At 59.9% G+C, this 23,624-nt stretch carries 22 protein-coding genes; 11 read left to right on the top strand and 11 right to left on the bottom strand.

Annotated elements, in window-relative coordinates; all coding sequences use genetic code 11:
• Nucleotides 1-2: 2 nt before the first annotated feature.
• Together mutS and galE are read right to left on the bottom strand one after the other, a co-directional pair.
• Nucleotides 3-2,624 carry a DNA mismatch repair protein MutS gene (gene mutS / locus IE188_RS12410; protein ID WP_191286918.1) on the bottom strand — a complete coding sequence of 874 codons (2,622 nt, stop codon included), beginning with the start codon at nt 2,622-2,624 and terminating at the stop codon, nt 3-5.
• 94 nt (nt 2,625-2,718) lie between these two features.
• Nucleotides 2,719-3,729 (bottom strand): UDP-glucose 4-epimerase GalE, encoded by a 1,011-nt coding sequence (gene galE / locus IE188_RS12405; protein WP_229836787.1) that lies wholly within the window; start codon nt 3,727-3,729, stop codon nt 2,719-2,721.
• A 252-nt stretch (nt 3,730-3,981) separates the two neighbouring features.
• On the opposite strand from galE, the gene IE188_RS12400 reads away from it, so the two are divergent.
• A complete protein-coding gene (locus tag IE188_RS12400) occupies nt 3,982-6,243 on the top strand; it encodes an NADP-dependent malic enzyme (RefSeq protein ID WP_191286822.1) in 2,262 nt (753 codons plus the stop codon).
• 45 nt (nt 6,244-6,288) lie between these two features.
• A complete protein-coding gene (locus IE188_RS12395; protein ID WP_191286821.1) occupies nt 6,289-7,155 on the top strand; it encodes a COG3904 family protein in 867 nt (288 codons plus the stop codon).
• Between the two features lie 65 nt (nt 7,156-7,220).
• Here IE188_RS12395 and IE188_RS12390 read toward each other — a convergent pair whose 3' ends face one another.
• Nucleotides 7,221-9,434 carry an NADP-dependent isocitrate dehydrogenase gene (locus IE188_RS12390; RefSeq protein WP_191286820.1) on the bottom strand — a complete coding sequence of 738 codons (2,214 nt, stop codon included), beginning with the start codon at nt 9,432-9,434 and terminating at the stop codon, nt 7,221-7,223.
• Between the two features lie 182 nt (nt 9,435-9,616).
• A complete protein-coding gene (locus IE188_RS12385) occupies nt 9,617-10,636 on the bottom strand; it encodes an isocitrate/isopropylmalate dehydrogenase family protein (protein ID WP_229836785.1) in 1,020 nt (339 codons plus the stop codon).
• 186 nt (nt 10,637-10,822) lie between these two features.
• On the opposite strand from IE188_RS12385, the gene IE188_RS12380 reads away from it, so the two are divergent.
• Nucleotides 10,823-11,704, top strand: a complete 882-nt coding sequence (locus IE188_RS12380; RefSeq protein WP_191286818.1) for a ribokinase — start codon at nt 10,823-10,825, stop codon at nt 11,702-11,704.
• Here IE188_RS12380 and IE188_RS12375 read toward each other — a convergent pair.
• The 3 genes from IE188_RS12375 to IE188_RS12365 form a co-directional block, all read right to left on the bottom strand.
• Complete coding sequence (locus tag IE188_RS12375; RefSeq protein ID WP_191286817.1) at nt 11,701-11,985, bottom strand: SCP2 sterol-binding domain-containing protein; 285 nt, start codon at nt 11,983-11,985, stop codon at nt 11,701-11,703. The two genes, IE188_RS12380 and IE188_RS12375, sit on opposite strands and share 4 nt — an antisense overlap.
• Nucleotides 11,986-12,059: 74 nt before the next feature.
• Entirely contained in the window at nt 12,060-12,464 is a 405-nt protein-coding gene (locus tag IE188_RS12370) for a DUF1810 domain-containing protein (RefSeq protein WP_191286917.1), read from the bottom strand.
• Between the two features lie 32 nt (nt 12,465-12,496).
• Entirely contained in the window at nt 12,497-13,723 is a 1,227-nt protein-coding gene (locus IE188_RS12365; protein WP_191286816.1) for an argininosuccinate synthase, read from the bottom strand.
• A gap of 137 nt (nt 13,724-13,860) precedes the next feature.
• Here IE188_RS12365 and ilvA point away from each other — a divergent pair, with 137 nt between their 5' ends.
• Nucleotides 13,861-15,108, top strand: a complete 1,248-nt coding sequence (gene ilvA / locus IE188_RS12360; protein WP_191286815.1) for a threonine ammonia-lyase IlvA — start codon at nt 13,861-13,863, stop codon at nt 15,106-15,108.
• Here the strand turns inward: ilvA and IE188_RS12355 are convergent.
• Nucleotides 15,105-15,419 carry an Hpt domain-containing protein gene (locus tag IE188_RS12355; protein ID WP_191286814.1) on the bottom strand — a complete coding sequence of 105 codons (315 nt, stop codon included), beginning with the start codon at nt 15,417-15,419 and terminating at the stop codon, nt 15,105-15,107. The two genes, ilvA and IE188_RS12355, sit on opposite strands and share 4 nt — an antisense overlap.
• A gap of 193 nt (nt 15,420-15,612) precedes the next feature.
• Between IE188_RS12355 and IE188_RS12350 the strand changes: the two genes are divergently transcribed.
• On the top strand, nt 15,613-16,869 hold the full coding sequence (locus IE188_RS12350) for a PP2C family protein-serine/threonine phosphatase (protein ID WP_229836783.1): 1,257 nt from the start codon (nt 15,613-15,615) through the stop codon (nt 16,867-16,869).
• Here IE188_RS12350 and IE188_RS12345 read toward each other — a convergent pair.
• Nucleotides 16,851-17,291 (bottom strand): NUDIX hydrolase, encoded by a 441-nt coding sequence (locus IE188_RS12345; RefSeq protein ID WP_191286813.1) that lies wholly within the window; start codon nt 17,289-17,291, stop codon nt 16,851-16,853. The genes IE188_RS12350 and IE188_RS12345 overlap by 19 nt on opposite strands.
• 72 nt (nt 17,292-17,363) lie before the next feature.
• Between IE188_RS12345 and hslO the strand changes: the two genes are divergently transcribed.
• The 5 genes from hslO (at nt 17,364) to IE188_RS12320 (ending at nt 21,919) form a co-directional block, all read left to right on the top strand.
• Complete coding sequence (hslO, locus tag IE188_RS12340) at nt 17,364-18,356, top strand: Hsp33 family molecular chaperone HslO (RefSeq protein WP_191286812.1); 993 nt, start codon at nt 17,364-17,366, stop codon at nt 18,354-18,356.
• Complete coding sequence (locus IE188_RS12335; protein ID WP_191286811.1) at nt 18,334-18,945, top strand: CoA pyrophosphatase; 612 nt, start codon at nt 18,334-18,336, stop codon at nt 18,943-18,945. The genes hslO and IE188_RS12335 overlap by 23 nt, the downstream gene beginning before the upstream one ends.
• Complete coding sequence (locus IE188_RS12330; RefSeq protein ID WP_191286810.1) at nt 18,942-20,099, top strand: CCA tRNA nucleotidyltransferase; 1,158 nt, start codon at nt 18,942-18,944, stop codon at nt 20,097-20,099. Before IE188_RS12335 ends, IE188_RS12330 begins: the two co-directional genes overlap by 4 nt.
• On the top strand, nt 20,096-21,316 hold the full coding sequence (locus tag IE188_RS12325; protein WP_191286809.1) for a class I SAM-dependent RNA methyltransferase: 1,221 nt from the start codon (nt 20,096-20,098) through the stop codon (nt 21,314-21,316). The genes IE188_RS12330 and IE188_RS12325 overlap by 4 nt, the downstream gene beginning before the upstream one ends.
• A gap of 108 nt (nt 21,317-21,424) precedes the next feature.
• Complete coding sequence (locus tag IE188_RS12320; protein WP_191286808.1) at nt 21,425-21,919, top strand: L,D-transpeptidase family protein; 495 nt, start codon at nt 21,425-21,427, stop codon at nt 21,917-21,919.
• A gap of 18 nt (nt 21,920-21,937) precedes the next feature.
• Here the strand turns inward: IE188_RS12320 and dalA are convergent, their stop codons facing one another.
• Complete coding sequence (gene dalA, locus IE188_RS12315; protein WP_191286807.1) at nt 21,938-22,432, bottom strand: divisome-associated lipoprotein DalA; 495 nt, start codon at nt 22,430-22,432, stop codon at nt 21,938-21,940.
• Between the two features lie 169 nt (nt 22,433-22,601).
• Here dalA and IE188_RS12310 point away from each other — a divergent pair, with 169 nt between their 5' ends.
• The gene (locus IE188_RS12310) at nt 22,602-23,204 is read left to right on the top strand and encodes a L,D-transpeptidase (RefSeq protein ID WP_191286806.1); all 603 of its coding nucleotides are present in this window, start codon (nt 22,602-22,604) and stop codon (nt 23,202-23,204) included.
• Nucleotides 23,205-23,280: 76 nt separating this feature from the next.
• On the opposite strand, the gene trxA is transcribed toward IE188_RS12310, so the two are convergent.
• Nucleotides 23,281-23,601, bottom strand: a complete 321-nt coding sequence (gene trxA / locus IE188_RS12305) for a thioredoxin (protein WP_191286805.1) — start codon at nt 23,599-23,601, stop codon at nt 23,281-23,283.
• Between the last annotated feature and the right edge of the window lie 23 nt (nt 23,602-23,624).

The following is a 23,624-nucleotide window of genomic DNA, read 5'->3' as shown; positions in this document are numbered from 1 at the left end:
TTCTATTTGTCGCCCAGCCGTTCCTTGAGATCATAGAGCAGGTTCAACGCCTCGATCGGGCTAAGGCTGTCCGGTTGAATATCGGCCAAGGCTTGTTCGACGTCTGACGGGCCGGCGGTCGGCGGCTGCATCGGGGCGGGCGTGGCGGCAAACAAAGGCAAATCGTCAATCACAGCATTCTGACCCGTACCTTCGCGCTCGCCTTTTTCCAAGGCTTCCAGAACCGTATTGGCGCGGGCAATCACGCTGTCGGGCAGACCGGCCAGCTTCGCGACCTGCACGCCATAGGACCGATCGGCAGCCCCTTTGCGCACCTCGTGCAGAAAGACGACTTCGCCCTCCCACTCCTTCACGGCGATGGTGGCGTTTTCCACCCCGTCCAGCTTGGCGGCGAGCTGCGTCATTTCGTGGTAGTGCGTGGCGAACAGGGCGCGGCAGCGGTTTACGTCGTGCAGGTGTTCCAGCGTGGCCCAGGCAATCGACAACCCGTCATAAGTCGCGGTGCCGCGCCCGATCTCGTCCAGAATGACCAGCGCGCGGTCGTTGGCCTGATTCAGGATCGCGGCGGTTTCCACCATTTCAACCATGAAGGTCGACCGCCCCCGCGCCAGATCGTCGGATGCGCCAACACGGCTGAACAGTTGTGACACGATGCCGATATGGGCCGACCAGGCTGGCACATAACTGCCGCTTTGCGCCAACAACGCAATCAATGCATTCTGCCGCAGGAAGGTCGATTTACCCGCCATGTTCGGACCGGTCAGCAGCCAGATGTCGGCGTCACGTGCGCCGTCAGACAGGCGACAGTCATTGGCTACAAACGGATCGCCTGCGCGCTTCAGGGCAGCCTCCACGACTGGGTGACGCCCGGCCTGCACATCGAAAACGCGGCTGTCGTCCACCCTTGGTGCCGTCCAGTTTTCTGATCGGGCAAGCGTGGCAAATCCGGCTGCCACGTCCAGTTCAGCCAAGCTGCGGGCGGTGCTGGCAATCTCGCCTGCGCGATCCAATGCTTTCGCAACCAAGGCGGAATAGAGACGTTTTTCGATCTCCAACGCCCGATTGCCAGCGTTCAGGATCTTGGTTTCCATATCGCTCAGCGCGACGGTGGTGAAGCGCACCGCGTTCGCAGTCGTTTGCCGGTGGATATAGTGCTCTGACAGCGGAGCACTCAGCATTTTTTGCGCATGGGTCGCGGTGGTTTCGATGAAATAGCCCAGCACGTTGTTGTGCTTGATCTTCAGGCTGCCAATCCCTGTGTGTTCGGCATATTGCGCCTGCATCCCGGCGATCACACCACGCCCTTCGTCACGCAATTGGCGCGCTTCGTCCAGGTCGTCGTCATAGCCGGGCGCAATGAACCCACCGTCGCGCGCCAGAAGGGGCGGCTCTGCGACCAGGGCGTCTTCGAGAAGGGCGGACAGGTCATCATGCCCGGTCAGTGCTGATGACGCCTCGGCGATCCTTGGTGGCAGGTCGTGACCGTCCAGAAGTTGCGCAATATCCGCCGCCGCTGCAATTCCGCCACGAATGGCGGCCAGATCGCGTGGCCCGCCCCGATCCAGCCCAAGCCGGGACAGGGCCCTGTCAATGTCAGGCACCTTGCGCAGCAGGGCGCGCAGATCCTCGGTCAACCGCGCGCTCTCATGGAAAAAACGAACGCTGTCCAGCCGTGCGTGTATTTCGCTCAGATCGCAGGACGGGCTGGACAGGCGGCGTTCCAACAATCGACCCCCGCCCGCGGTGGCCGTCCGGTCGATCACCGACAAAAGCGACCCATCCCGCCCACCGGTCAGACTGTGTGTCAGTTCCAGATTGCGGCGGGTGGCGGCGTCGATCTGCATCGTGCCATGTGCCATCTCCCGAACCGGAGGGCGCAACAGCGGCAGTTTGCCTTTCTGCGTGATGTCCAGATACTCGACAATTGCGCCCATCGCACCCAACTCGGCCCGCGAAAAGGAGCCAAAGGCGTCCAGCGATCCGACCTTGAACAGCTCAAGCAGGCGCTTTTCTGCGCCGGTGCTGTCAAACGCAGCGCGGCCAAGATCCGTGGCGGACGCCCCGGATTCAGTGACGATTTCGCCCAGATCTTTGGAAAGTTCGTCACATATGACAAGTTCGCGCGGCGCCAGGCGGGCCAGTTCAGGGGACAGGCGCGTGCGATTGCAGGGCATCACCCGAAACGCACCGGTCGAGATATCGACCCACGCAAGCGCCGCATCGTCGCGCACCTCGTTATAGGCCGCCAGAAAGTTATGGCGGCGCGCGTCCAGCAGGCTTTCTTCGGTCAATGTGCCGGGTGTGACCAGCCGGACCACATCGCGCTTGACCACCGCTTTCGACCCGCGTTTCTTCGCCTCGGCGGGGTCTTCCATCTGTTCGCAGACGGCAACCCGAAATCCCTTGCGGATCAGGGTCAGCAGATACCCTTCGGCAGAATGGACCGGGACGCCGCACATCGGAATGTCCTTATCCAGATGCTTTCCGCGCTTGGTCAGGGCGATGTCCAGCGCGGCGGCGGCGGCGACTGCGTCGTCAAAGAACAGCTCGTAAAAGTCGCCCATGCGATAGAACAAGAGCGCGTCGGGATAGCCTTCCTTGATCTCAAGAAACTGCGCCATCATCGGCGTGACTTTGGCCGTCTTATCGCTCACCTTCGGTCCCCCATGATCCGGTTTGCGCCAGACTATGGTCTTCGCAGGCAGGGTAAAAGGGGGATCAGGTGTTTTTGCGGCGAGACACCCAGTTCCAGCTTGACGCGCACATCTCATCCAGACCCAATTCCGCCTTGAAACCCAGAATCTCATGCGCCAACTGCGTGTCGCCATAGACGCAAGCCACATCGCCTGCACGGCGTGGCGCGATGCGATACGGCAGCGTTTTCCCGCAGGCGCGCTCATAGGCGGTCAGCATTTCCAGCACCGAATACCCGGTGCCCGTGCCCAGGTTCACCACATGCCCCGTACCTTCGGACAACAGCGCATCGAGGGACTGCACATGCCCGCGGGCCAGATCCATCACGTGGATATAATCCCGCACACCAGTCCCGTCGGGCGTGTCGTAATCTTCGCCAAAGACCGACAGGCTTTCCAGTTCGCCGGTCGCAACCTTGGCAATATAGGGCATCAGGTTGTTGGGAATGTCGTTCGGGTCTTCGCCAATCAACCCAGTGTCATGGGCGCCGACCGGGTTGAAATAGCGCAGCACGCCAAAGGTCCAACGCGCGTCTGAGGCGGCGATTTGTTCCAGCGACTGTTCGCACATCAACTTGGTGAACCCATAGGGGTTGGTGAAACCGCGCGGTGCATCTTCGGTCACGGGCAAGTTTTCAGGCTGGCCATAGACAGTGGCCGACGATGAGAAAACCAGAGTATATACGTCGGCGCGCTGCATGGCGCCCAGCAGCGTATACAGCCCCGCGATGTTCGTGGTCAGGTAGTCCAGCGGCTTTTCGACGCTTTCCCCCACCGCTTTCAGCGCGGCAAAATGGATCACGGCGTCGATCCTGTGGTCGGAAAATATGCGGTCCAGCAGCGCGCCGTCCAGCACATCCCCGGTGATGCACGTCACGGGCGCGCCGGTGATGACCTCTAGCCGGTCGATGACATCGCGGCGCGCGTTCGAGAAATTGTCGAGGATGATGACCTCGTACCCTGCCTCTGCCAGCGCAACATAGGTGTGCGACCCGATGAACCCGGCGCCGCCTGTCAGTAAGATTTTTTGAGCCACGTGATACCCCTTGTCTGGTGGGGCAGGTATAGGGCGATCGTTCTGAAAACGCACGCAGGAACCGAAGGGATGGCGCGTGTTGGGGCAAGATGGCGCTAACATACCGGTTATTGCAGAAAGCCAGCCGTTGCTTTCTGATTATTGCGAAATGCATCGCCCAAGCGATAGAAAATTTCCAGAATAGCGGTTGAGGCCATCGCGAACCCCTTGTATGGGTTGGTCGATACAAGACCAATAACAAAGGCCGTTTTCATGCCCAAAGCCAAGATCACGTCGGAAGAGGCGCTTGCCTTCCATCTGGACCCGATGCCGGGAAAATTCGAGGTCACCCCGTCTGTCCCGATGACGACCCAACGCGATCTGTCCCTGGCTTACAGCCCCGGTGTGGCGGTGCCGTGTGAAGCCATCGCGGCGGACCCTCAGACGGCCTATGATTACACCAACAAGGGCAATCTTGTGGCGGTGATTTCAAACGGGACGGCGGTTCTGGGGTTGGGAAATCTGGGGGCGCTGGCGTCGAAACCCGTGATGGAGGGCAAGGCGGTTCTGTTCAAGCGGTTTGCCGACGTGAACTCGATCGACATCGAGCTGGATACCGAAGACCCCGAGGCGTTCATAAACGCGGTGAAGCTGATGGGTCCGACCTTTGGCGGGATCAACCTTGAGGACATCAAGGCGCCGGAATGTTTCATCATCGAACAGCGCCTGAAGGAAGAGATGGACATCCCCGTCTTTCACGACGACCAGCACGGCACAGCGGTGATCTGTGCGGCGGGGCTGATGAACGCGCTGCATCTGTCGGGCAAAAAGATCGAGGATTGCCGGATCGTTCTGAACGGCGCGGGCGCAGCGGGCATTGCCTGTATCGAGCTGATCAAGGCGATGGGCGCCAAGCATGACAATTGCATTGTGTGTGACACCAAGGGCGTCATCTATCAGGGCCGCAAGGACGGGATGAACCAATGGAAATCCGCCCACGCCGCCAATACAGACCTGCGCACACTGGAGGAAGCGATGGAAGGCGCCGATGTGTTCCTTGGCGTGTCGGTCAAGGGGGCGGTGACGCAGGACATGGTCGCCTCGATGGCGGACAACCCGGTGATTTTCGCGATGGCCAACCCCGATCCCGAGATCACACCGGAAGAGGCGCACGAGGTGCGCAATGACGCAATCGTCGCGACGGGTCGGTCAGATTATCCCAACCAGGTGAACAACGTTCTGGGCTTTCCCTACCTGTTTCGCGGTGCGTTAGACATCAATGCACGGGCCATCAATGACGAAATGAAGATCGCCTGCGCCCGTGCCCTGGCCGAACTGGCGCGCGAGGATGTGCCGGATGAGGTCGCGATGGCCTATGGCAAGAAGCTGACATTTGGCCGCGATTACATCATTCCCACTCCGTTTGATCCGCGGCTGATCTATGTTGTTCCGCCTGCTGTCGCGCGTGCCGGGATGGATACTGGCGTCGCCCGTCGCCCGATCATCGACATGGATGGGTACGAGCTGAGCCTGAAGGCGCGGATGGACCCGACCGCTTCGATCCTGCGTGGGATCACCGCGCGGGCGCGCAAGAACCAGGCGACCATGATCTTTGCCGAAGGCGATACGCCACAGGTGCTGCGCGCAGCCGTTCAGTATCAGCGCAACGGCTACGGCCGCGCGCTTGTGGTCGGGCGCGAGGATGATGTGAAGGCCAAGCTGCAGGCCGAAGGGCTTGGGGACGCGGTGCGCGAGTTGAGGGTGGTCAACGCCGCCAATACGGAACAGATGCCCCTTTACAAGGATTTCCTGTATGAACGCCTGCAGCGCAACGGGTTTGATCGTCACGATATTCACCGTCTGGCGGCGCGGGATCGTCACGTGTTCGCGTCGCTAATGCTGGCGCACGGACACGGGGATGGGCTGATCACCGGGGCGACGCGCAAGTCGGCTTATATTCTTGACCGGATCAACCACGTGTTTGACGCGCGCGCGACGGACGGGGCGGTGGGCGTGACCGCCGTTCTGCACAAGGGGCGGATCGTGCTGATCGCTGACACGCTGGTCCATGAATGGCCCGAGACCGAAGATCTGGCCAACATCGCCGAACGGGCTGCCGGGGTGGCGCGTGGTCTGGGGCTTGAGCCGCGGGTCGCTTTTGTCAGCTTCTCGACCTTCGGGTATCCGGTGTCGGAACGGGCCGAAAAGATGCACGAAGCCCCCGCGATCCTCGAAAAGCGCGGTGTGGATTTCGAGTTTGACGGCGAGATGACCGTCGACGTGGCGCTGAACGCCGAGGTGATGGCGCATTACCCGTTCTGCCGGCTGTCAGGCCCGGCGAATGTGCTGGTTGTGCCGGCGCGGCATTCGGCGTCGATCTCGGTCAAGATGATGCAGGAACTGGCTGGGGCGACGGTGATCGGGCCGATTCTGTCGGGCATTGATCAACCGATCCAGATCTGTTCGACCAGCTCGACATCAAACGACATTCTGAACATGGCTGTTCTCGCCGCCGCGCGTCTGGGTGAACGATAAGCTGCCCGGTTTGACCGGCGAGACCCCAAGCCCCTATCGTTGGGCATGGGATATCTGGCGACACATTGGCGCGGGCAGCAGCCCCTGACCCGAGCGTTCTGGGTGAACGGCTTGGCGGTGCGATTGGTGGTCTATGCTGCGCTGGCGCTGCTGACCAGCGCGCAGCCTTTGCCGAAGGCGTTTATGTTTGTTGCCATCGCGGTGGATCTGATCGTGATGGTCTGGCAGTCCGTCGGTTATTTTCGCACCGCGGAACACGGGTTGTCCGGCTCAAGCTCAATGCTGCCGCTTTGGGGCGGGATCGTTGCCCTTATCGTCGCAGTGGCGGTGATGCTGTCGCAATGGTGGGGCTTGGTGTTGGCCGCAAATGCTCCGCCGCCGGACGAGCTGTATTCCGCGAAGATGGATCGTATCCGGGCAGCACAATACGAGCTTTCGGTGGATGACGCCCAACAGGCGGTGAGGTTCAAAGGAGAGCTGACCCATGGTGTCACCAAACGCATGAGCGCGCTGCTCACCAAATATCCTGATCTGTCAGCGGTCCATCTGGACAGCCCTGGTGGCAACATATTCGAAGCGCGTGGGGTGGCGAAACTGATCGTTTCCGCAGGATTAGACACGCATGTGGTCCAGACATGCAGTTCGGCCTGCACGATCATCTTCATGGCTGGGTCCAAACGCACCGCACATCCCGATGCGCGTCTGGGATTTCATGGCTATGCCCTGATGGATGCCGCCAGATTGCCGCAATTTGATGTGAAGGCCGAACAGGACCGCGATCGTCGCTTCTTTGTGGCGCAAGGGGTCAGTGACGTGTTCGCGGCGCGCATCTATGATCGCCCGAACCGGGACATCTGGTTTCCCAGTCGTGCCGAACTCTTAGATGGCAATGTGCTTACCCAGGGACCCTAGGGCGCATATGGAAACACCCCGCCACAAGGTGACGGGGTGTTCAGGGGCAGCCTGTGATTGGCAGCTTAGCCGATGATGGCGTTCAGCGTCGCGCTGGGCCGCATCACTTTCGCCTTTTTCTCAACGCTCGGGTGATAGTAGCCGCCAATGTCGGCGGGCGGACCTTGCACGGCCGCCAGTTCTGCCAGAATTGCGTCTTCGCCATCGGCCAGCGCCTTGGCAATCGGGGCGAATTCCGCTGCGATTTCGGCGTCATCGGTCTGGTCGGCCAGCGCCTCGGCCCAGTAGCGGGCGAACCAATAGTGGCTATCGCGGTTGTCCGGCTCACCCACCTTGCGCGAGGGCGAGCGGTTGTTGTCGAGGATACCTTGCGTGGCCTCCTCAGCTGCAGCGCCCAGAACACCGGCTTTGGCATTGCCTTTTGCGTCGGCCAGGAAGTTCAGGCTTTCACCCAGCGCGCAGAACTCGCCCATCGAATCCCAGCGCAGGTGGTTTTCTTCAACGAGTTGCTGAACGTGCTTGGGGGCGGACCCACCGGCGCCGGTTTCAAACAATCCACCACCGTTCATCAGCTTCACGATCGATAGCATCTTGGCCGAGGTGCCAAGCTCCAAAATCGGGAACAGGTCGGTCAGATAATCGCGCAGCACGTTGCCGGTGATCGCAATTGAATCCTTGCCCGTCGTGATTGTTTCCAGCGTTTGCCGGGTGGCTTCGCGCGGCGCCATGATCTGGAACTTGTCCGCCACACCGGCTTTTTCCAGCGCGGGTTTCACATATTTGATCAGCTCGGCGTCATGGGCGCGGTTTGCGTCCAGCCAGAAGATGGCTTCCGACCCCGTCAGGCGCTGACGGTCCATCGCCAGCTCGATCCAGTTTTCAATCGGGGCCTTCTTCACGGTGCAAGCGCGCCAGATGTCACCGGCCTCGACCTGATGCTCATGCAGTGTATCGCCATTGGCCAGCACGATGCGAATGGTGCCGTCGGCAGGCGCTTCGAAGGTGGTGGGGTGCGAGCCATATTCCTCGGCTTTCTGCGCCATCAGACCCACATTTGCCACAGCGCCGGCGGTGGTCACGTCCAGCTTGCCGTTTTCTTTGAAGAAGTTGATCGTCTCGTCATAGACGGTGGCATAGCAACGGTCAGGGATCACACAGTTGGTGTCGCCCTTCTTGCCGTCTGCATCCCAACCCTTGCCGCCCGCGCGGATCACAGCAGGCATCGAGGCGTCGATGATCACATCCGACGGCACATGCAGGTTGGTGATACCCTTGTCCGAGTCGACCATATACATGGCAGGACGCTCGGCGGTCAGGGCTTCGATGGCGGCCATGATCTCGGCGTCGCCTTCGACCCGCTCCAGCAGATCGCCCATGCCGGAGTTCGGGTTGACGCCCAGCGCCTCAAGCTTGTCGCCGTATTTTTCGAACACCGGGGCCAGCCAGGCTTTGACCGCGTGACCAAAGATGATCGGGTCCGAGACCTTCATCATTGTCGCTTTCATGTGAAGCGAGAACATGGTGCCGTCTTTCTTGGTGTCCTCGATGGCGTCTGCCAGGAACGCACCCAACTCGCGGGCCGACATGAAGGTGGCGTCTGCGATGGTGCCTTCCTCCAGCGTCCAGCCGTCTTTCAGAACGGTGACGTTGCCGTCCTTGCCGACGAACTCGATCCTTGCGTCGCCAGCCTGATCGGCGGAGATGGTGGCCGATTTCTCGTTGGCATAGAAATCATTGTCAGGCATGGACGACACTTTGGTCTTGCTGTCTGCCGACCAGTCGCCCATCGAATGCGGGTTTTTCTGTGCGAAGTTTTTTACGGCCTTTGCGGCGCGACGGTCCGAGTTGCCTTCGCGCAGGACCGGGTTCACGGCCGAGCCCTTGATCGCGTCATAACGCGCGCGGATCGCCTTTTCGTCGTCGGTCTTGGGCTCTTCGGGGTAATCGGGCAAGGCATAGCCTTGGGCCTGAAGCTCCTCGACAGCAGCGACAAGCTGCGGGACCGAGGCCGAGATGTTGGGCAGCTTGATGACATTCGCATCAGGTGTTTTCACCAGCTTGCCAAGTTCGGCCAGATCGTCGGGCTGGCGTTGATCTTCGCTCAGGTATTCCGGGAAGGCCGAGATGATGCGCGCGGCAAGCGAGATGTCCTTGGTGCCGACGCTCACACCGGCCGCCGACGCAAACCGCTTGATGATCGGCAGGAACGACGCGCTGGCCAGTTCGGGCGCTTCGTCTACGATGGTATACAGAATATCTGGTTGCGATGTATCGGTCATGTCAGGACACCTCTTTTTTCGCGGAAGGCTGCACCGAAGGGGCGGCGCCCCGATGCGGTGATTGGTGAAATTTCCCCACCCACATACACAAACATCGTGCGAAAAAAAAGGGGCAGGGCGCTAACGGGCAGAAAGAAAAGGGCCGCGATCAGTCCGCGACCCCTGTGGCAGGGCGTGTACGTCTACAGCCGATCCATGATCGCTTCGGCAATCGACATGGTGTTGCCGGTGCCGCCCAGATCCGGGGTCACGCGATCTTTGGCCTGAACAGTGCCTATCACTGCCTTTCTCAGGCGTTCGGCATCATCGGTCTTGCCCACATGCTCCAGCATCAGGCCGGCGGCCATCAGGAAGGCGCAGGGGTTGGCCTTTTGCTGGCCCGCAATGTCGGGTGCCGAGCCGTGAACGGCCTCGAAAATCGCGGCATCCTTGCCAATATTGGCGCCGGGGGCCAGACCCAGACCGCCGACCAGACCGGCGGCAAGGTCGGACAGGATGTCGCCAAACAGGTTGGTGGTGACGATCACGTCGAAATCGTCGGGATACATGACCATCTGCATGGCGCAGGCATCGACGATACGCTCGTCCCACGCTACCTTGCCTTCGTATTCCTTCGCGATCTCGCGGGCCTCTTCCAGAAACATGCCGGACAGCAGTTTCAGGATGTTGGCCTTGTGCACGATCGAGACCTTCTTGCGCCCGTTGGCCACCGCATAGTCAAAGGCCGCGCGGGTGATGCGCCGCGCTTCTTCCTTGGTGTTGTATCCAGTGGAATAGACCTTACCTTCGGGGTCGCCATTATGTTCGATGTAACCCTCATCGGCGATGTAATACCCTTCCAGATTCTCGCGGAAAATCACCATATCGACATTGTCATACCGCCCATCGGTCTTGATCGTCTTGGTCGGGCGCACATTGGCAAAGAGCTCGAATTCCTGCCGCAGTTGTAGGTTGATCGACGTAAAGCCACCGCCCACGGGCGTGGTCAGCGGACCTTTCAGCGCCAGGTTCGTGCGCCGGATGCTGTCGATGGTGTTTTGCGGAAGCGGTACGCCTTCTGCGTCAATGCCTGCCATACCGGCCTGTTGCACGTCCCATTCGAACGGTTGGCCCATATGGTCAAGAACGGCGGTTACGGCTTTCGTGATTTCGGGGCCGATTCCATCGCCGGGAATCAGGGTTGCTTGGATCTTGCTGGTCACGGGTACCTCCATGCTTCGGATGCGTGTCAGTGTTCATCTAAACGGTATACAATGGAATACAAGCAGAAAGTCAAATGCAGTAATCGGAATGAAAACAGGCACCGGTGGTCCAACCTAGCTTTCCCTTGTGATAATAGTCCAGCGCAATAGGCTGTAGCAAAACAACTGGCTCGAATGGGGGATGGCGTGGCGATCTATAATCTTGGCTCCATCAACATTGATCATTTATATCAGGTTGACCACCTGCCCAAACCGGGTGAAACGCTTGCATCGCAAGGCTATCATGTCGGACTGGGTGGAAAGGGCGCAAACCAGTCCATCGCCGCTGCGCTGGCGGGCGCGCAAGTGCATCACATCGGCGCAGTGGGGGCGGACGGGGGCTGGTGCAAATCCCGGCTGTCGGACGCCGGGGTCAACACCGACCATATCGCGACCGTCGCAACCGCGACGGGTCATGCGAATATATGCGTGGACCCTGAGGGTGAAAACCTGATCATTCTCTATTCCGGCGCAAATGCCGATATTTCCGATGCACAGGTCAAAGACGCGCTGCGCGGATCTGGGTCCGGGGACCACCTTCTTTTGCAGAACGAAACCACCCTAACCTATGAGGCCGCGCAGATGGCGCGCGCCGCGGGTGTGTTCGTGATCTATTCTGCCGCGCCTTTCGACGCGTCCCGAGCGATCGCGATGCTGCCGGTCATTGATCTGCTTGCGGTGAACGAGGTCGAGGCCGAACAACTGTCAGCGGCCCTGGGCACCGCAGTGGAAACCATCGAGGTGCCGCATCTGGTGATCACGCGCGGGGCAAAAGGGGCCATCTGGCGGGACCGTCAGACGGGGGCTGAACATCAGGCGCCAGCGTTCCGGGTGGACCCCGTGGATACGACCGGCGCCGGGGATTGCTTCATAGGCAACGTGGTCGCCGCGCTGGATCAGGGGCAGGATATTGACACGGCACTCCGCCGGGCGTCGGCGGCGGCGGCCATTCAGGTCACGCGCGAAGGAACATCTTCGGCAATGCCCCGATCCGATGACGTGGACGATTTTCTGGCGACGCGGCCTTAGCCCAGCAACCGTGCAAGTTTCAGCGCGGTTGGCATGTCGCCTGTGATCCTGATCTTGCCCAACATCACGGCTGTCATCGGATTGAGCTTGCCTGCCAGCAGTTTCTGCAGGTTCTCGGTCGACAGGTGCAGCGCACAGTCGGTGTCGCGATCCACCGTGCTGACATCACCCGAGGCCAGGATGATGACCCCATCCGCGCCGCAATCAAATTTCAACGATCCGTCAAAGCTGCGCCCCGCAATGCCCGTGCGAATCCCGTCGGCAATTTTTGTCAGTGGCATGAACACCCCCCCTTTTCGACTGCGATAGGGCAAAGGTGGGATTGTAGGCAAGATTGACCTTGCGGCCGGTGACGTCAGGTTCGGGTCAGCGCGGCGGTTGTGCGGCGGCAGGGCGCGCCGTCATAGAAGGCATCAAGCACCCGCTGAAACACGGGTGGGGCCTGCGGGACAGCAGCAAACAGTGTCATGCAGGATTGCAGCTTCTTCGCATCGACCTTGCCAAGGATTTGCCTTGCATCCGTTCCCGCATGTTCCAGCAGCAGCGAGGACACGTCGATCAGGCGCCGCTTCAATTCGTCATGGCGCAAATAGGCTTCGGCCTCGGTCAGGTCTTCCAGCCCGTAAAGCTGTGACATATCCGACTGTCCAAGCTCGGCCAGTTGCGGAAAGACGAACCACATCCAGTGGCTGGTCTTTTGGCCCACCTGAAGTTCGCTCAGGACATCGTTCCAGACAGTGTCCTGAGCTTCGATGAACATCTCAAGCTCATCGTTGTCTTCGTCTTCGAAGCTCACTTGCCGACACGCTTGTTGCGCATGGCGATCAGCTTCAGACGCAGCGCGTTCAGCTGGATGAACCCTGCCGCGTCTTTCTGGTCATAGGCGCCCTGATCTTCCTCGAACGTCACATGCTCTTCGGAATAAAGCGAGTGATCGGACCAGCGGCCCACCACGCGGGCCAGACCCTTGTAGAGCTTCATACGCACGGTGCCGGTGACGTGTTCCTGGCTCAGGTCAATCGCGGCCTGCAGCATTTCACGCTCGGGCGAATACCAGTAGCCGTTATAGATCAGCTCGGCATATTTCGGCATCAATTCGTCTTTCAGATGCATCGCGCCGCGGTCCATGGTGATCGATTCAATGCCACGATGGGCGTCCAGCAGGATGGTGCCGCCCGGGGTCTCGTAAATCCCGCGCGATTTCATGCCCACATAACGGCCTTCGACCAGATCCAAGCGGCCAATGCCGTGTTTGCGGCCATATTCGTTCAACTCGGTCAGGATCGTAGCGGGCGACATCGCCACCCCGTTGATCGACACCGGGTCGCCCTTTTCAAACCCGATTTCGATAAACTCGGGCGTGTCGGGCGCATCTTCTGGATGCACGGTGCGTTGATAGACGTAGTCCGGCGCATCCTCAGCGGGATCTTCCAGCACTTTGCCCTCGGACGAGGTGTGCAGAAGGTTGGCATCGACCGAGAACGGCGCTTCGCCACGTTTGTCCTTGGCAATCGGAATCTGGTTCTGTTCGGCAAAATCCAACAGCTTGGTGCGCGAGCTCAGATCCCATTCGCGCCAGGGGGCGATCACCTTGATTTCCGGGTTCAGCGCATAGGCCGCCAGTTCGAACCGTACCTGGTCATTGCCCTTTCCGGTGGCACCATGGCTGACCGCATCTGCGCCATGTTCCGCAGCAATCTCGACCAGTCGCTTGGAAATCAACGGCCGCGCGATCGAGGTGCCCAGCAGATACAACCCCTCATACTGTGCGTTTGCACGGAACATCGGAAACACGAAATCGCGCACGAATTCTTCACGCAGGTCTTCGATGTGGATGTTTTCCGGCTTGATGCCCAGCAATTCGGCCTTTTTGCGGGCGGGCTCAAGCTCTTCCCCCTGACCCAGATCAGCGGTGAAGGTGATGACCTCGCACCCATACTCGGTTTGCAGCCATTTCAGGATGATCGAGGTATCAAGTCCGCCGGAATAGGCCAGGACAACTTTCTTGGGCGCAGACATCGTTTTCTCCTACGTGTGGTCAGCGCGCAGTTACCTGTTTTTGTTGGCAAGAGCAAGGCACGTGCCCTGTGCGGTTTGCGGACCTAAGGCACCCGGTAAGGCTTGAATGGAACCGCTTTTCGGGCGAAGGCTGGTTCATGACCAGATTTACCGACAAAGCACACAGCGCCGAGCATCTGATGCGCACGCTGTTCCCTGCAACACCCCTGCAGCGCAACGACCACCTGTCCGATCTGTATGAAGCCGATATCTGGCTGAAGCGCGAAGATCTGAGCCCGGTGCGCAGCTACAAGATTCGCGGCGCGTTGAATGCGATGGCCAAGGCCCGATCGCGCGACCGGGCACAGCGAGTTTTTGTTTGCGCCTCGGCAGGGAATCATGCGCAAGGGGTGGCTTACGTGTGCCGCCACTTTGATGTGACCGGCGTGATCTTCATGCCGGTGACAACACCCCAGCAAAAGATCGACAAAACGCGAATGTTTGGCGGGCAGAACGTCGAAATCCGCCTTGTTGGAGACTATTTTGACGACACGCTGGCCGAAGCGATGCGGTTCTGTTCCGACGCGGGCGGGCATTTCCTGTCACCTTTCGACGACCTCGATGTGATCGAGGGTCAGGCCAGTGTGGCTGCCGAAATTGTCGAGCAATTGCACAGTTTGCCCGATATGGTCGTCCTGCCGGTCGGTGGCGGGGGGTTGTCCGCCGGCGTCACCAGATATCTGCGTGATGTGGCACCAAAGACCGAAGTGCGGTTTGTTGAGCCTGCGGGCGCGGCCAGCCTTGCCGCCGCCCTGGCGGCCGGGGCACCGGTGAAGCTCGGCCAGGTCAACAATTTCGTGGATGGCGCGGCGGTGGCCCAGATCGGGCAGCTGACATTTGATGTTCTGAAAGCCACGCCAGCCGATCGGGTTCTGGCCGCGCCGGAAGATCGCATATGTTCCACCATTCTTGAGATGCTGAATGTCGAAGGCGTGGTGCTTGAACCTGCGGGCGCCTTGTCGATTGATGCGCTGAAAGACCTGCGCGATGTGGTGAAGGGAAAAACCGTGGTTTGTGTGACCTCGGGCGGCAATTTTGATTTCGAACGTCTGCCGGAGGTGAAAGAGCGCAGTCAGCGATATGTGGGTCTGAAAAAATACTTCCTGCTGCGGCTTCCGCAGCGGCCCGGCGCGCTCAGGGATTTCCTGCAAACCCTTGGGCCGGACGATGACATCGCCCGGTTTGAATATCTGAAGAAAAGCGCCCGCAATTTCGGGTCGGTTCTGATCGGGATCGAAACCAAGAAACCTGAGAACTTCGACACGCTTTTTGCACGACTGGATGCTGGCGGTTTCGTGTATTCAGACATTACCAACGATGAAACCATCGCAGAGTTCGTGCTTTAGCCACCGTTCAGAAACGCCTGTTTCGAGGCATCATAGGCTTGAAACACCGGGGTCAGCGGAACGGCGTCGAAGTTGCCGGCGGCGGCTTCCCGTTCGCCTTCGCCACACAGTTTGGACAGCCGGTCAAACCCCAGATTCAATGACGAGCTTTTCAGAAAATGCATGTCTTGTTCGAATAAATCGGGCTTCGGCGCGGATTTCAGACGGCCAAGAACCTCTTCTACCTCTTCCAGAAACAGCTCGGCCACCTCGGCGAAATCCTCCTCGCCGATCTCGGCCTTCAACTCGTTCACGCGCGTCCAGTTGATCATCACGACCTCCTCATACTTCGGGTCAGTTTATGCGCAGACAGTTAACAAGCGGTAAGCTGCGAAGATCACTTAAAATTTTCGCGTTAAAGCGCTGTTAAATGACGGGGCTTAACGATGTCTGTCGAAGCGATTCCTAGGTCGGGACACAGGTGTGAGCGCCGCTAATGCATATATAAACAGTGACGAACCGTCGTTGAACGACCCACCTGAGGCAGTGGTGATCAATCCGGTGCGACGCATCTTGGTGGTTGACGACAGTCGGGCACAACGGCGTATTCTGACGTCTTCGCTGACGCGCCAGGGGTATGACGTGACCGAGGCGGGCACCGGTGACGAGGCGTTGGAGATTCTGACGCGGAATCACTTCGATCTGATCCTCAGTGATTGGATGATGCCGGGGATGGACGGGTTGGAGCTGTGCGCCGCGTTTCGCGACCTGCCACGTACGGGCTATGTGTATTTCATTCTGTTGACGTCCAAGACCGACAAGGGCGCGGTCGCGCAGGGTCTGGATGTCGGCGCCGATGACTTCCTTGCCAAGCCGGTCAACCCGGACGAACTGCGCGCACGTATCAATGCCGGTGGCCGCATACTGTCGATGGAGCGGGAGTTGCAGGACAAGAACCGGCTTGTCACCACCACCCTTGCCGAAATCCAGGCGCTGTATAATTCGCTGGACCGCGATCTGGTCGAAGCGCGCAAGATGCAGCAGTCCCTAGTGCGTGAGAAATATCGTGATTTCGGGACGGCCGAGGTGTCATTGATGCTGAAGCCATGCGGCCATGTCGGGGGTGATCTTGTCGGTTTTTTTGAGGCTGGACCTGACGTGCTGGCCTTCTATTCCATTGACGTATCGGGTCACGGGATCGCGTCGGCCCTGCTGACTGCGCGTCTGGCGTCGTATTTCTCGGACGGCTCGCCGACCCATAACATCGCGTTGGAGCAAGGCCCGAACGGCGATTATCGCCCCCGTCCACCCGAAATGGTTGCCGACGAATTGAACAAGCTGCTGCTGAACGATCTGCGGTCCGAGCACTATTTTACCATGTTGTTCGGGTATCTGGATCTGACCAGCGGCGGGGTCGACCTGACGCAATGTGGGCACCCGAACGCGGTACGGCTGACACCGCAAAACGATGCCGACTTCTTCGGTGCAGGCGGCATGCCCATCGGCCTGATCGAGGACGCCCGGTTCGAAAGGCAGCAAATGACCTTGTCACCGGGCGAGCGGCTGATCTTCTATTCCGACGGCTTTACGGAATGCGTTGGCCCCGGTGGCGCCATGCTGGATGAAGCCGGGTTCGCCGACTTTCTGCGTAAGAACAGCGCGCTGACGAACGAGGCCCTGTTTGATGCGCTGGTCTGGGATCTGGATGCGTATTCGGGCGGTCAGGATCTGGGTGACGATCTGTCCTGTGTCATGGTGACCTTTCAGCAAGACCGCAGATAGCGGCGAAGGAAGTGACGATCGCCTGCATTGCACAGAAGGCGCTGGGCGGTTGCGGCGTCTGTCCAGATGGCGTCGTGATCCGGCTCCAGCGGGGTGCTGATCCTGCGGGCGGGTCGGGCAGTGAAAATGTGGCAGATCTTCTCGGCCCACAGATCGTATTCCGGCATATAGCTGAACCGCCGATACGCGCCAAGGCGCCGTGGTTGGGCGATCTTCCAGCCTGTTTCCTCAAGCACCTCACGGTGCAGCGCGACAATCGCCGATTCCCCGGGGTCGATCCCCCCGCCAGGCAGTTGAAATTCGTTGAACGGCGCGGCCTGATGGGTGATCAGAAAATCCCGCCCCCGCATCAGAATGGCATAGGCGCCCGGTCGCAGCACATATCTGCGCCCGGCCTCTCGCTGATTGCCAAATCTGCGCATCTGACCTTTTCCCTTCGGTTGCCGACACCATATAGACGCGGTATGCCAAGCTGAACGCCGATAGGAAACCCCATGACCCTTGGAACCCAAATCGCCTGGGATGACACCATCCTGCCCTTTCAACTGGACCGCAGCGACATTCGCGGGCGGGTGTTGCGGCTGGATGGAACGTTGGACACGATCCTGTCTCAACACAACTATCCCCCGGCGATCGAGGCGTTGGTGGCCGAAGCGGCCATGCTGACTGCGCTGATCGGGCAGACGATCAAGATGCAGTGGAAGCTGTCGTTACAGGTCCGTGGCGATGGACCGGCGCGGCTGATTGCCACCGACTATTATGCGCCCAAGACGGAAGGCGAGCCCGCCACGATCCGCGCCTATGCCAGCTTTGATGAAGACCGGCTGCAGCCGGATGCGCCGGGGTTTGAACAGATCGGCAAAGGGTATTTCGCCATCCTGATCCATCAGGGCAGCGAACAGAAGCCCTATACCGGGATGACGCCGATTGCCGGGCAATCGCTGTCGGATTGCGCGCAAGCGTATTTCGCTCAGTCCGAGCAGCTGCCGACCCGGTTTCACCTGACGTTCGGAAAATCGACCTGGACGGGTGGCAGCGAAAGCTGGCGGGCAGGCGGGATCATGTTGCAACATATGCCGAAAGCCGCGCCGCAGGTGACTGGCGAAGGCGGGTCCGGCGAGGGCGGGCTTTTGTCGGCGCAGGATCTGATGTCGGATGATGATGCCGAAAACTGGAACCGCGCGAATATCCTGCTCAGTTCAGTGGAAGAGCTGGAACTGGTCGGCCCCTCGGTTCAACCCACCGACCTGCTGGTGCGCCTGTTTCACGAAGAGGCTCCGCGCGTGTTCGATCCGCAAGCCATCAGCTTCGGCTGCCCATGCTCGGAACAGCGCGTGCGCGATAGCCTGTCGATCTATTCTGCCCGCGACATCGGACACATGACGACTGACGACGGGCGTGTGACCGCCGATTGCCAGTTCTGCGGCGCGCATTACGATCTGGACCCGGCCACGCTGGGCAAAGATGCGGTCGATCCGGGTGACTGACAGGCTCGACATGATCCGAAAGGCCGTGACCCAGCCAGGGCGCGGCAGTTCGGATTTCGATCTGAACCCCGATGTGAAGCCTCCAATGGGCCGCAAGCTGCGCCCGGCTGGCGTACTGATTCCGTTGATCGAAGAAGCCGGCCAGCTTCAACTGATCCTGACCAAGCGGTCATCGGCGCTGAAGCATCACCCGGGCCAGATCGCGTTTCCGGGCGGCAAGGTCGACCCGGGCGACGCAGATGCGATCGCCGCTGCCCTGCGTGAAGCACAAGAGGAGGTCGGATTGCCACCGACCCATGTGGATTTGATCGGTCAATTGCCCCCGCACGAGACCGTGACAGGGTTTTCCGTGACCCCGGTGATCGGGTTCATTGCGAAACCCTTCGACATCATTGCCGAGGTCGGTGAGGTGGAAGAGGTGTTCAAAGTGCCGTTCAAACATGTCTCTAACCTTGCCAAATACGCCCGTCAGGGCCGGATGTGGCAGGGGCGGATGCGGCTGTATGAAACCGTGCCCTATGGGCCATATTATATTTGGGGCGCCACCGCACGGATGCTACGCGCGCTGGCCGAAAGGCTGCCGCAATGACACGTGTTACCGGCGAATGGATCAGGACCGCTGCGGCGCAGGCCGTCTGCACCGCGATTGCACAGGCGGGACATCAGGTGTTCTTTGTCGGCGGGTGTGTGCGCAACGATCTGCTGGGCGCGCCGATTTCGGATCTGGACCTGTCGACAGACGCACGGCCTGACCGCATCATGCAGGTTGCCACGGACGCAGGGTTGCGGGCCGTGCCCACGGGCATCGACCATGGCACTGTCACCGTCATCGCCGACGGAGTTGGGTTGGAGGTCACGACCTTTCGCAAGGATGTCGAGACCGACGGTCGGCGCGCGGTTGTCGCGTTTTCGGATCGGCTGGAAGATGACGCGCATCGGCGCGATTTCACCATGAACGCGCTTTACGCCATGCCGGATGGCGTGGTCGTCGACCCGCTGGGCGGGCTGGCTGATCTGGCGGCGCGCCGGGTGCGGTTCATTGATGATCCCGTCGATCGTATCCGCGAGGATTATCTGCGCATTCTGCGCTTCTTCCGCTTTCATGCCTGGTATGGGGATCCATCACGGGGGATGGATCAGGATGCGCTTGCGGGAATTGCCGCAAATTTGGGCGGGTTAGAGACGCTTTCGCGTGAACGTGTCGGGGTCGAGATGTTGAAGCTGCTGGCTGCGCCCGACCCCGCGCCAGCCATTGCCACCATGGCGCAGATCGGGGTTCTGGGGTCCGTTTTGCCGGGTGCCGAGGCGCGGGTGTTGCCTGCGCTCATCCATCTTGAGAGCCATGCTGAGGGCCATCGCGCTGCCGATCCCGTGCGCCGTCTCGCGGCACTGGGGGGCGAGGGCGTTGCCGCCCGGTTGCGCCTGTCCAGGCGGGATCGCAAGCGATATGAACGCCTGCGCGATGCGATGGGAAACACAGTTGGTGCGGGTGAACTGGCGTATCACGATGGTGCTGAATTCGCACGGGATGTCGTGCTGCTGCGTGCTGCGCAAATGGGGCAACCGATCGACACGACCACAGCGGACGAGATCAAGGCGGGCGCACAGGCCACGTTTCCCGTGCAACCCGCCGATCTGATGCCGACGTTGACCGGCCCTGCCCTTGGCGCCGAGTTGCGGCGGCTGGAACAGCTTTGGATCGCATCCGGTTTTACCCTGACACGGAAGGATCTGTTGCCGTGAGCGAAACCCATGTCATCGACAGATTGGGGCATCTGGGCGACGGGATCGCGCCCGGTCCGGTCTTTGCACCACGCTGCCTGCCCGGAGAGGTGGTCACGGGCGAGGTCGAGGAGGGTCGCATAACCGCACCCCGGATCGTGACCCCTTCGGCTGATCGGGTCAAAGCGCCATGCCCGCATTACAACGCCTGCGGGGGCTGTGCGCTTTTACATGCCTCGGATCCATTCGTGGCGGATTGGAAGGTGGACGTGGTCCGCACGGCGCTTGCCGCGCATAGCCTGTCGCCGGAGTTCAGATCCATTGCGACATCGCCTCCCCGATCGCGCCGCCGCGCGGTTCTGTCTGCGCGACGGGGCAAGAAAGGGGCGATCGTCGGGTTTCACGGTCGCCGCTCCGACACAATCACCGAGATCAGCCAGTGCCACCTGCTGCACCCGGATATACTGGCGGCGCTTCCAAACTTGGGCGCGTTGGCCACGTTGGGGGCATCGCGCAAGGGCGAGCTGTCGATCAACGTCGTCCATTCGGTCGCGGGGCTCGACGTATCGGTGACGGAGGGAAAGCCGCTTGACCGTAGATTAGAGACTGATTTGGCCCAAGCTCTGAATAAGTTTGGTTTTGCACGACTGACTTGGAACGGTGAAATAATCGCCACGGAAACGCCACCTGAACAGATGTTCGGGGTCGCTGCGGTCGTGCCGCCACCGGGTGCATTTCTGCAAGCCACGCGAGAGGGCGAAGCGGCCTTGCTGGACGCTGTGCGCGAGATCGTTGGCAAAGCCGGTTCGGTGATCGACCTGTTCGCAGGCTGTGGCACCTTTGCGCTGCCACTGGCGCAATCGGCCGAGGTTCACGCGGTCGAAGGCCTTGCCGCGATGACAGATGCGCTGTCTCTGGGTTGGCGAAAGGCGCAGGGGCTGCATCGGGTCACGACCGAAACGCGCGATCTGTTTCGCAACCCATTGATGGCCGATGACCTCGCGCGATTTGACGCCGCGGTCATCGACCCGCCCCGCGCGGGGGCCGAGGCGCAGGTTGCCGCACTTGCGGCATCTGGAATCAAGCGCATTGCCATGGTTTCGTGCAATGCGCAGACCTTTGCACGCGACGCAAAAACTCTGGTGGATGCGGGATATGAACTGAATTGGGTCCAGGTGGTCGACCAGTTCCGCTGGTCCACCCATACCGAACAGGTGGCCAGCTTTTCCCGCGGCTGAGCGTTTCGTGGAATCGCCGATCCGACCGCGCGTATGCAAATTTTCTTGTGTTGCGACCAATCTGATTTACGATTGTCGCAAAAAACAACGAGCAGTTTGGGACATGAAATGAGAGCCGTTCTAACAATCCTTGCCGTCTTGTCCGTGGTCTTTGTGGCATCCTGCGGCCCGAAAAGATACAAGTATGACGGGCCGGAGGTGACGCAGATCATCGTCAACAAGGGCGACCGCAAGATGTATCTGATGCACGGGACAGAGATCCTGAAAGCCTATCGGATCAAACTTGGATTCGCCCCTGAGGGCCGCAAGAAATACGAAGGTGACGGAAAGACGCCGGAAGGGCGATATGTCATCGACCGCCGCAATCCGAAAAGCGCCTTTTATCTGTCAATCGGGGTGTCTTACCCGAACCGGCAGGACGCCGAGCACGCGCGGTCGGTTGGGCGCAAACCGGGGGGCGAGATTTTCATCCACGGCGACAGGCGTCCGCAAGATCCCAAGCGGGATGACTGGACCGCGGGTTGTATCTCGGTCAAGAATCACGAAATTCGTGAAATCTTCACGATGGTTCGCTTGGGAACTGTGATTGATATCAACCCGTAAGCGGATTGGAGGGGTGGATTAACCACCCATCTCCATCACCCACCAGATCTTGCCATTGCGCTCTTGCAGCCAGGCAAAGCCCAGATCGCGCGCGCGCGGGTCAAGGATGATCCGCCGCGTATCAGGCTTGTTCATCCAGGCTGACAGGGTCTGCAATTCGGTCTCGAAGGTTTCCGAGATGTTTTCGCCCAGATAGTTCCCGGTATAGCCCGCGCGCCGGGCGCGGTCGATCGGGGACGACCCGTCAGACCCGAAATGCCACGGCCGGTTCTGCACCGACATATCGCGGGCATGGGTCAGCGCCGCCGCGTTCAGTTGCGAGTTGAGCTTCACCGGCTGAGCACCGGCCGCCTGGCGCAACTGGTTGATGCTGTCCAGCATCCGGTATTGAACCTTCGACGTCTGGCCAGACGAGATTCGATAGATGTTGACGCCACCGCCGATGCCTCCGGTCGTCGGAGCACACGCAGAAAGGGCCGCAGCAGCGGCAACTGCCATCAAAAACACGCGCATTGTCTGTCTCTCATTCAAAAAACATTGTATCTGTGCCGTTCTATCGTGAGTATAGGCAAGTAGCAAATGACGGCTTTGCGAGATTAAGCCGATAACACGCGATTGAATTGCGACTGATGCGCAGACGCAATATATGACGACGATACAAGTGAATACTGGAGACTTAGTAATGCGGAAGAAACCGGAAGCTCTGCTGGGCAGACGCGCGTTCCTTGGGGGAACGATCGCAGCCGCAAGTGGCCTGGCGACACCTGCACTTGCACAGTTTGAAAACACGACGCAGGGCGAACGTGACCTGACCGAAGTTGTGAAACGCAACGTTTCAAGCTTTCGGGCCCTGAACTGGCAGCCATATTTCAGCAACACGCGCAATGGGGCCATCCTGGTCGATATCAGCTCGCGTTGTTTACACTACTGGTCCGAGGATCAGTCGATCTATCGCTTGTTCCCGACCTCGGTGCCGCTGACCGAAGATCTGACGCGCCGGGGCCGCACCAGCGTCATTCGCAAGGTTGAAGGCCCGTCCTGGGCGCCAACCCCGGCGATGCGGAAACGAAATCCGGAATGGCCACCCTTTGTGGGACCGGGGCCGGACAACCCATTGGGCACGCATGCGCTGTATCTAAGCTGGAAGTATTACCGTATTCACGGCACCCATGATACGCGCAAGATCGGGCGGCAATCGTCGAACGGCTGTATCGGGCTTTACAATCGCCACATTGCCGAATTGTTCGGATATGCAAAGAACGGCACGCAGGTTCTGCTGATCTGAGCAAGATGCCACAAAGAAGAAAGCCCCGCCAAACTGGCGGGGCTTTTTTTCGGCGTTCCGTCATGCAATGCCGGGATCAGACGCTTTCGTCGATCCAGGATTGCAAAGCCGCTTTCGGCGCCGCGCCGACCTTGTTCGACACGACCTGACCGTCCTTGAACATGAACAGGGCCGGAATGCCCCGCACGCCCATCTGCGCGGGCGAGTTTGGGTTCTCGTCAACATTGACTTTGACGATCTTGACCTTGCCTTCGTATTCGGTCGAAAGCTCTTCCAAAGCCGGGCCGATCTGCTTGCAGGGGCCGCACCACTCTGCCCAGAAATCCACGATGACGGGGATGTCCGACTGGCGCACTTCCTGTTCGAAAGTGGCGTCGGTGACAGCTACAGTTGCCATATTGTCTTCTCCTGAAACCTATA

This window comes from Aliiroseovarius zhejiangensis (assembly GCF_014656375.1).
GTDB classification, from domain to species: Bacteria; Pseudomonadota; Alphaproteobacteria; order Rhodobacterales; family Rhodobacteraceae; genus Aliiroseovarius; species Aliiroseovarius zhejiangensis.
The sequence above is the reverse complement of the archived record's forward strand: the minus strand, read 5'-3'. Positions and strand labels throughout refer to the sequence as shown.

What these genes read in the sequence shown, in the direction of transcription:
- hslO (WP_191286812.1), top strand. Translation starts at nt 17,364, where the DNA reads ATGACCCTTGGAACCCAAATCGCCTGGGATGACACCATCCTGCCCTTT.
- ilvA (WP_191286815.1), top strand. Translation starts at nt 13,861, where the DNA reads ATGACCAGATTTACCGACAAAGCACACAGCGCCGAGCATCTGATGCGC.
- IE188_RS12320 (WP_191286808.1), top strand. Translation starts at nt 21,425, where the DNA reads ATGAGAGCCGTTCTAACAATCCTTGCCGTCTTGTCCGTGGTCTTTGTG.
- IE188_RS12370 (WP_191286917.1), bottom strand. Translation starts at nt 12,464, where the DNA reads ATGTTCATCGAAGCTCAGGACACTGTCTGGAACGATGTCCTGAGCGAA.
- IE188_RS12310 (WP_191286806.1), top strand. Translation starts at nt 22,602, where the DNA reads ATGCGGAAGAAACCGGAAGCTCTGCTGGGCAGACGCGCGTTCCTTGGG.
- IE188_RS12390 (WP_191286820.1), bottom strand. Translation starts at nt 9,434, where the DNA reads ATGACCGATACATCGCAACCAGATATTCTGTATACCATCGTAGACGAA.
- mutS (WP_191286918.1), bottom strand. Translation starts at nt 2,624, where the DNA reads ATGATGGCGCAGTTTCTTGAGATCAAGGAAGGCTATCCCGACGCGCTC.
- dalA (WP_191286807.1), bottom strand. Translation starts at nt 22,432, where the DNA reads ATGCGCGTGTTTTTGATGGCAGTTGCCGCTGCTGCGGCCCTTTCTGCG.
- IE188_RS12335 (WP_191286811.1), top strand. Translation starts at nt 18,334, where the DNA reads ATGCGGTCGATCCGGGTGACTGACAGGCTCGACATGATCCGAAAGGCC.
- IE188_RS12330 (WP_191286810.1), top strand. Translation starts at nt 18,942, where the DNA reads ATGACACGTGTTACCGGCGAATGGATCAGGACCGCTGCGGCGCAGGCC.
- IE188_RS12355 (WP_191286814.1), bottom strand. Translation starts at nt 15,419, where the DNA reads ATGATCAACTGGACGCGCGTGAACGAGTTGAAGGCCGAGATCGGCGAG.
- IE188_RS12400 (WP_191286822.1), top strand. Translation starts at nt 3,982, where the DNA reads ATGCCCAAAGCCAAGATCACGTCGGAAGAGGCGCTTGCCTTCCATCTG.
- IE188_RS12375 (WP_191286817.1), bottom strand. Translation starts at nt 11,985, where the DNA reads ATGCCACTGACAAAAATTGCCGACGGGATTCGCACGGGCATTGCGGGG.
- IE188_RS12395 (WP_191286821.1), top strand. Translation starts at nt 6,289, where the DNA reads ATGGGATATCTGGCGACACATTGGCGCGGGCAGCAGCCCCTGACCCGA.
- trxA (WP_191286805.1), bottom strand. Translation starts at nt 23,601, where the DNA reads ATGGCAACTGTAGCTGTCACCGACGCCACTTTCGAACAGGAAGTGCGC.
- IE188_RS12345 (WP_191286813.1), bottom strand. Translation starts at nt 17,291, where the DNA reads ATGCGCAGATTTGGCAATCAGCGAGAGGCCGGGCGCAGATATGTGCTG.
- IE188_RS12365 (WP_191286816.1), bottom strand. Translation starts at nt 13,723, where the DNA reads ATGTCTGCGCCCAAGAAAGTTGTCCTGGCCTATTCCGGCGGACTTGAT.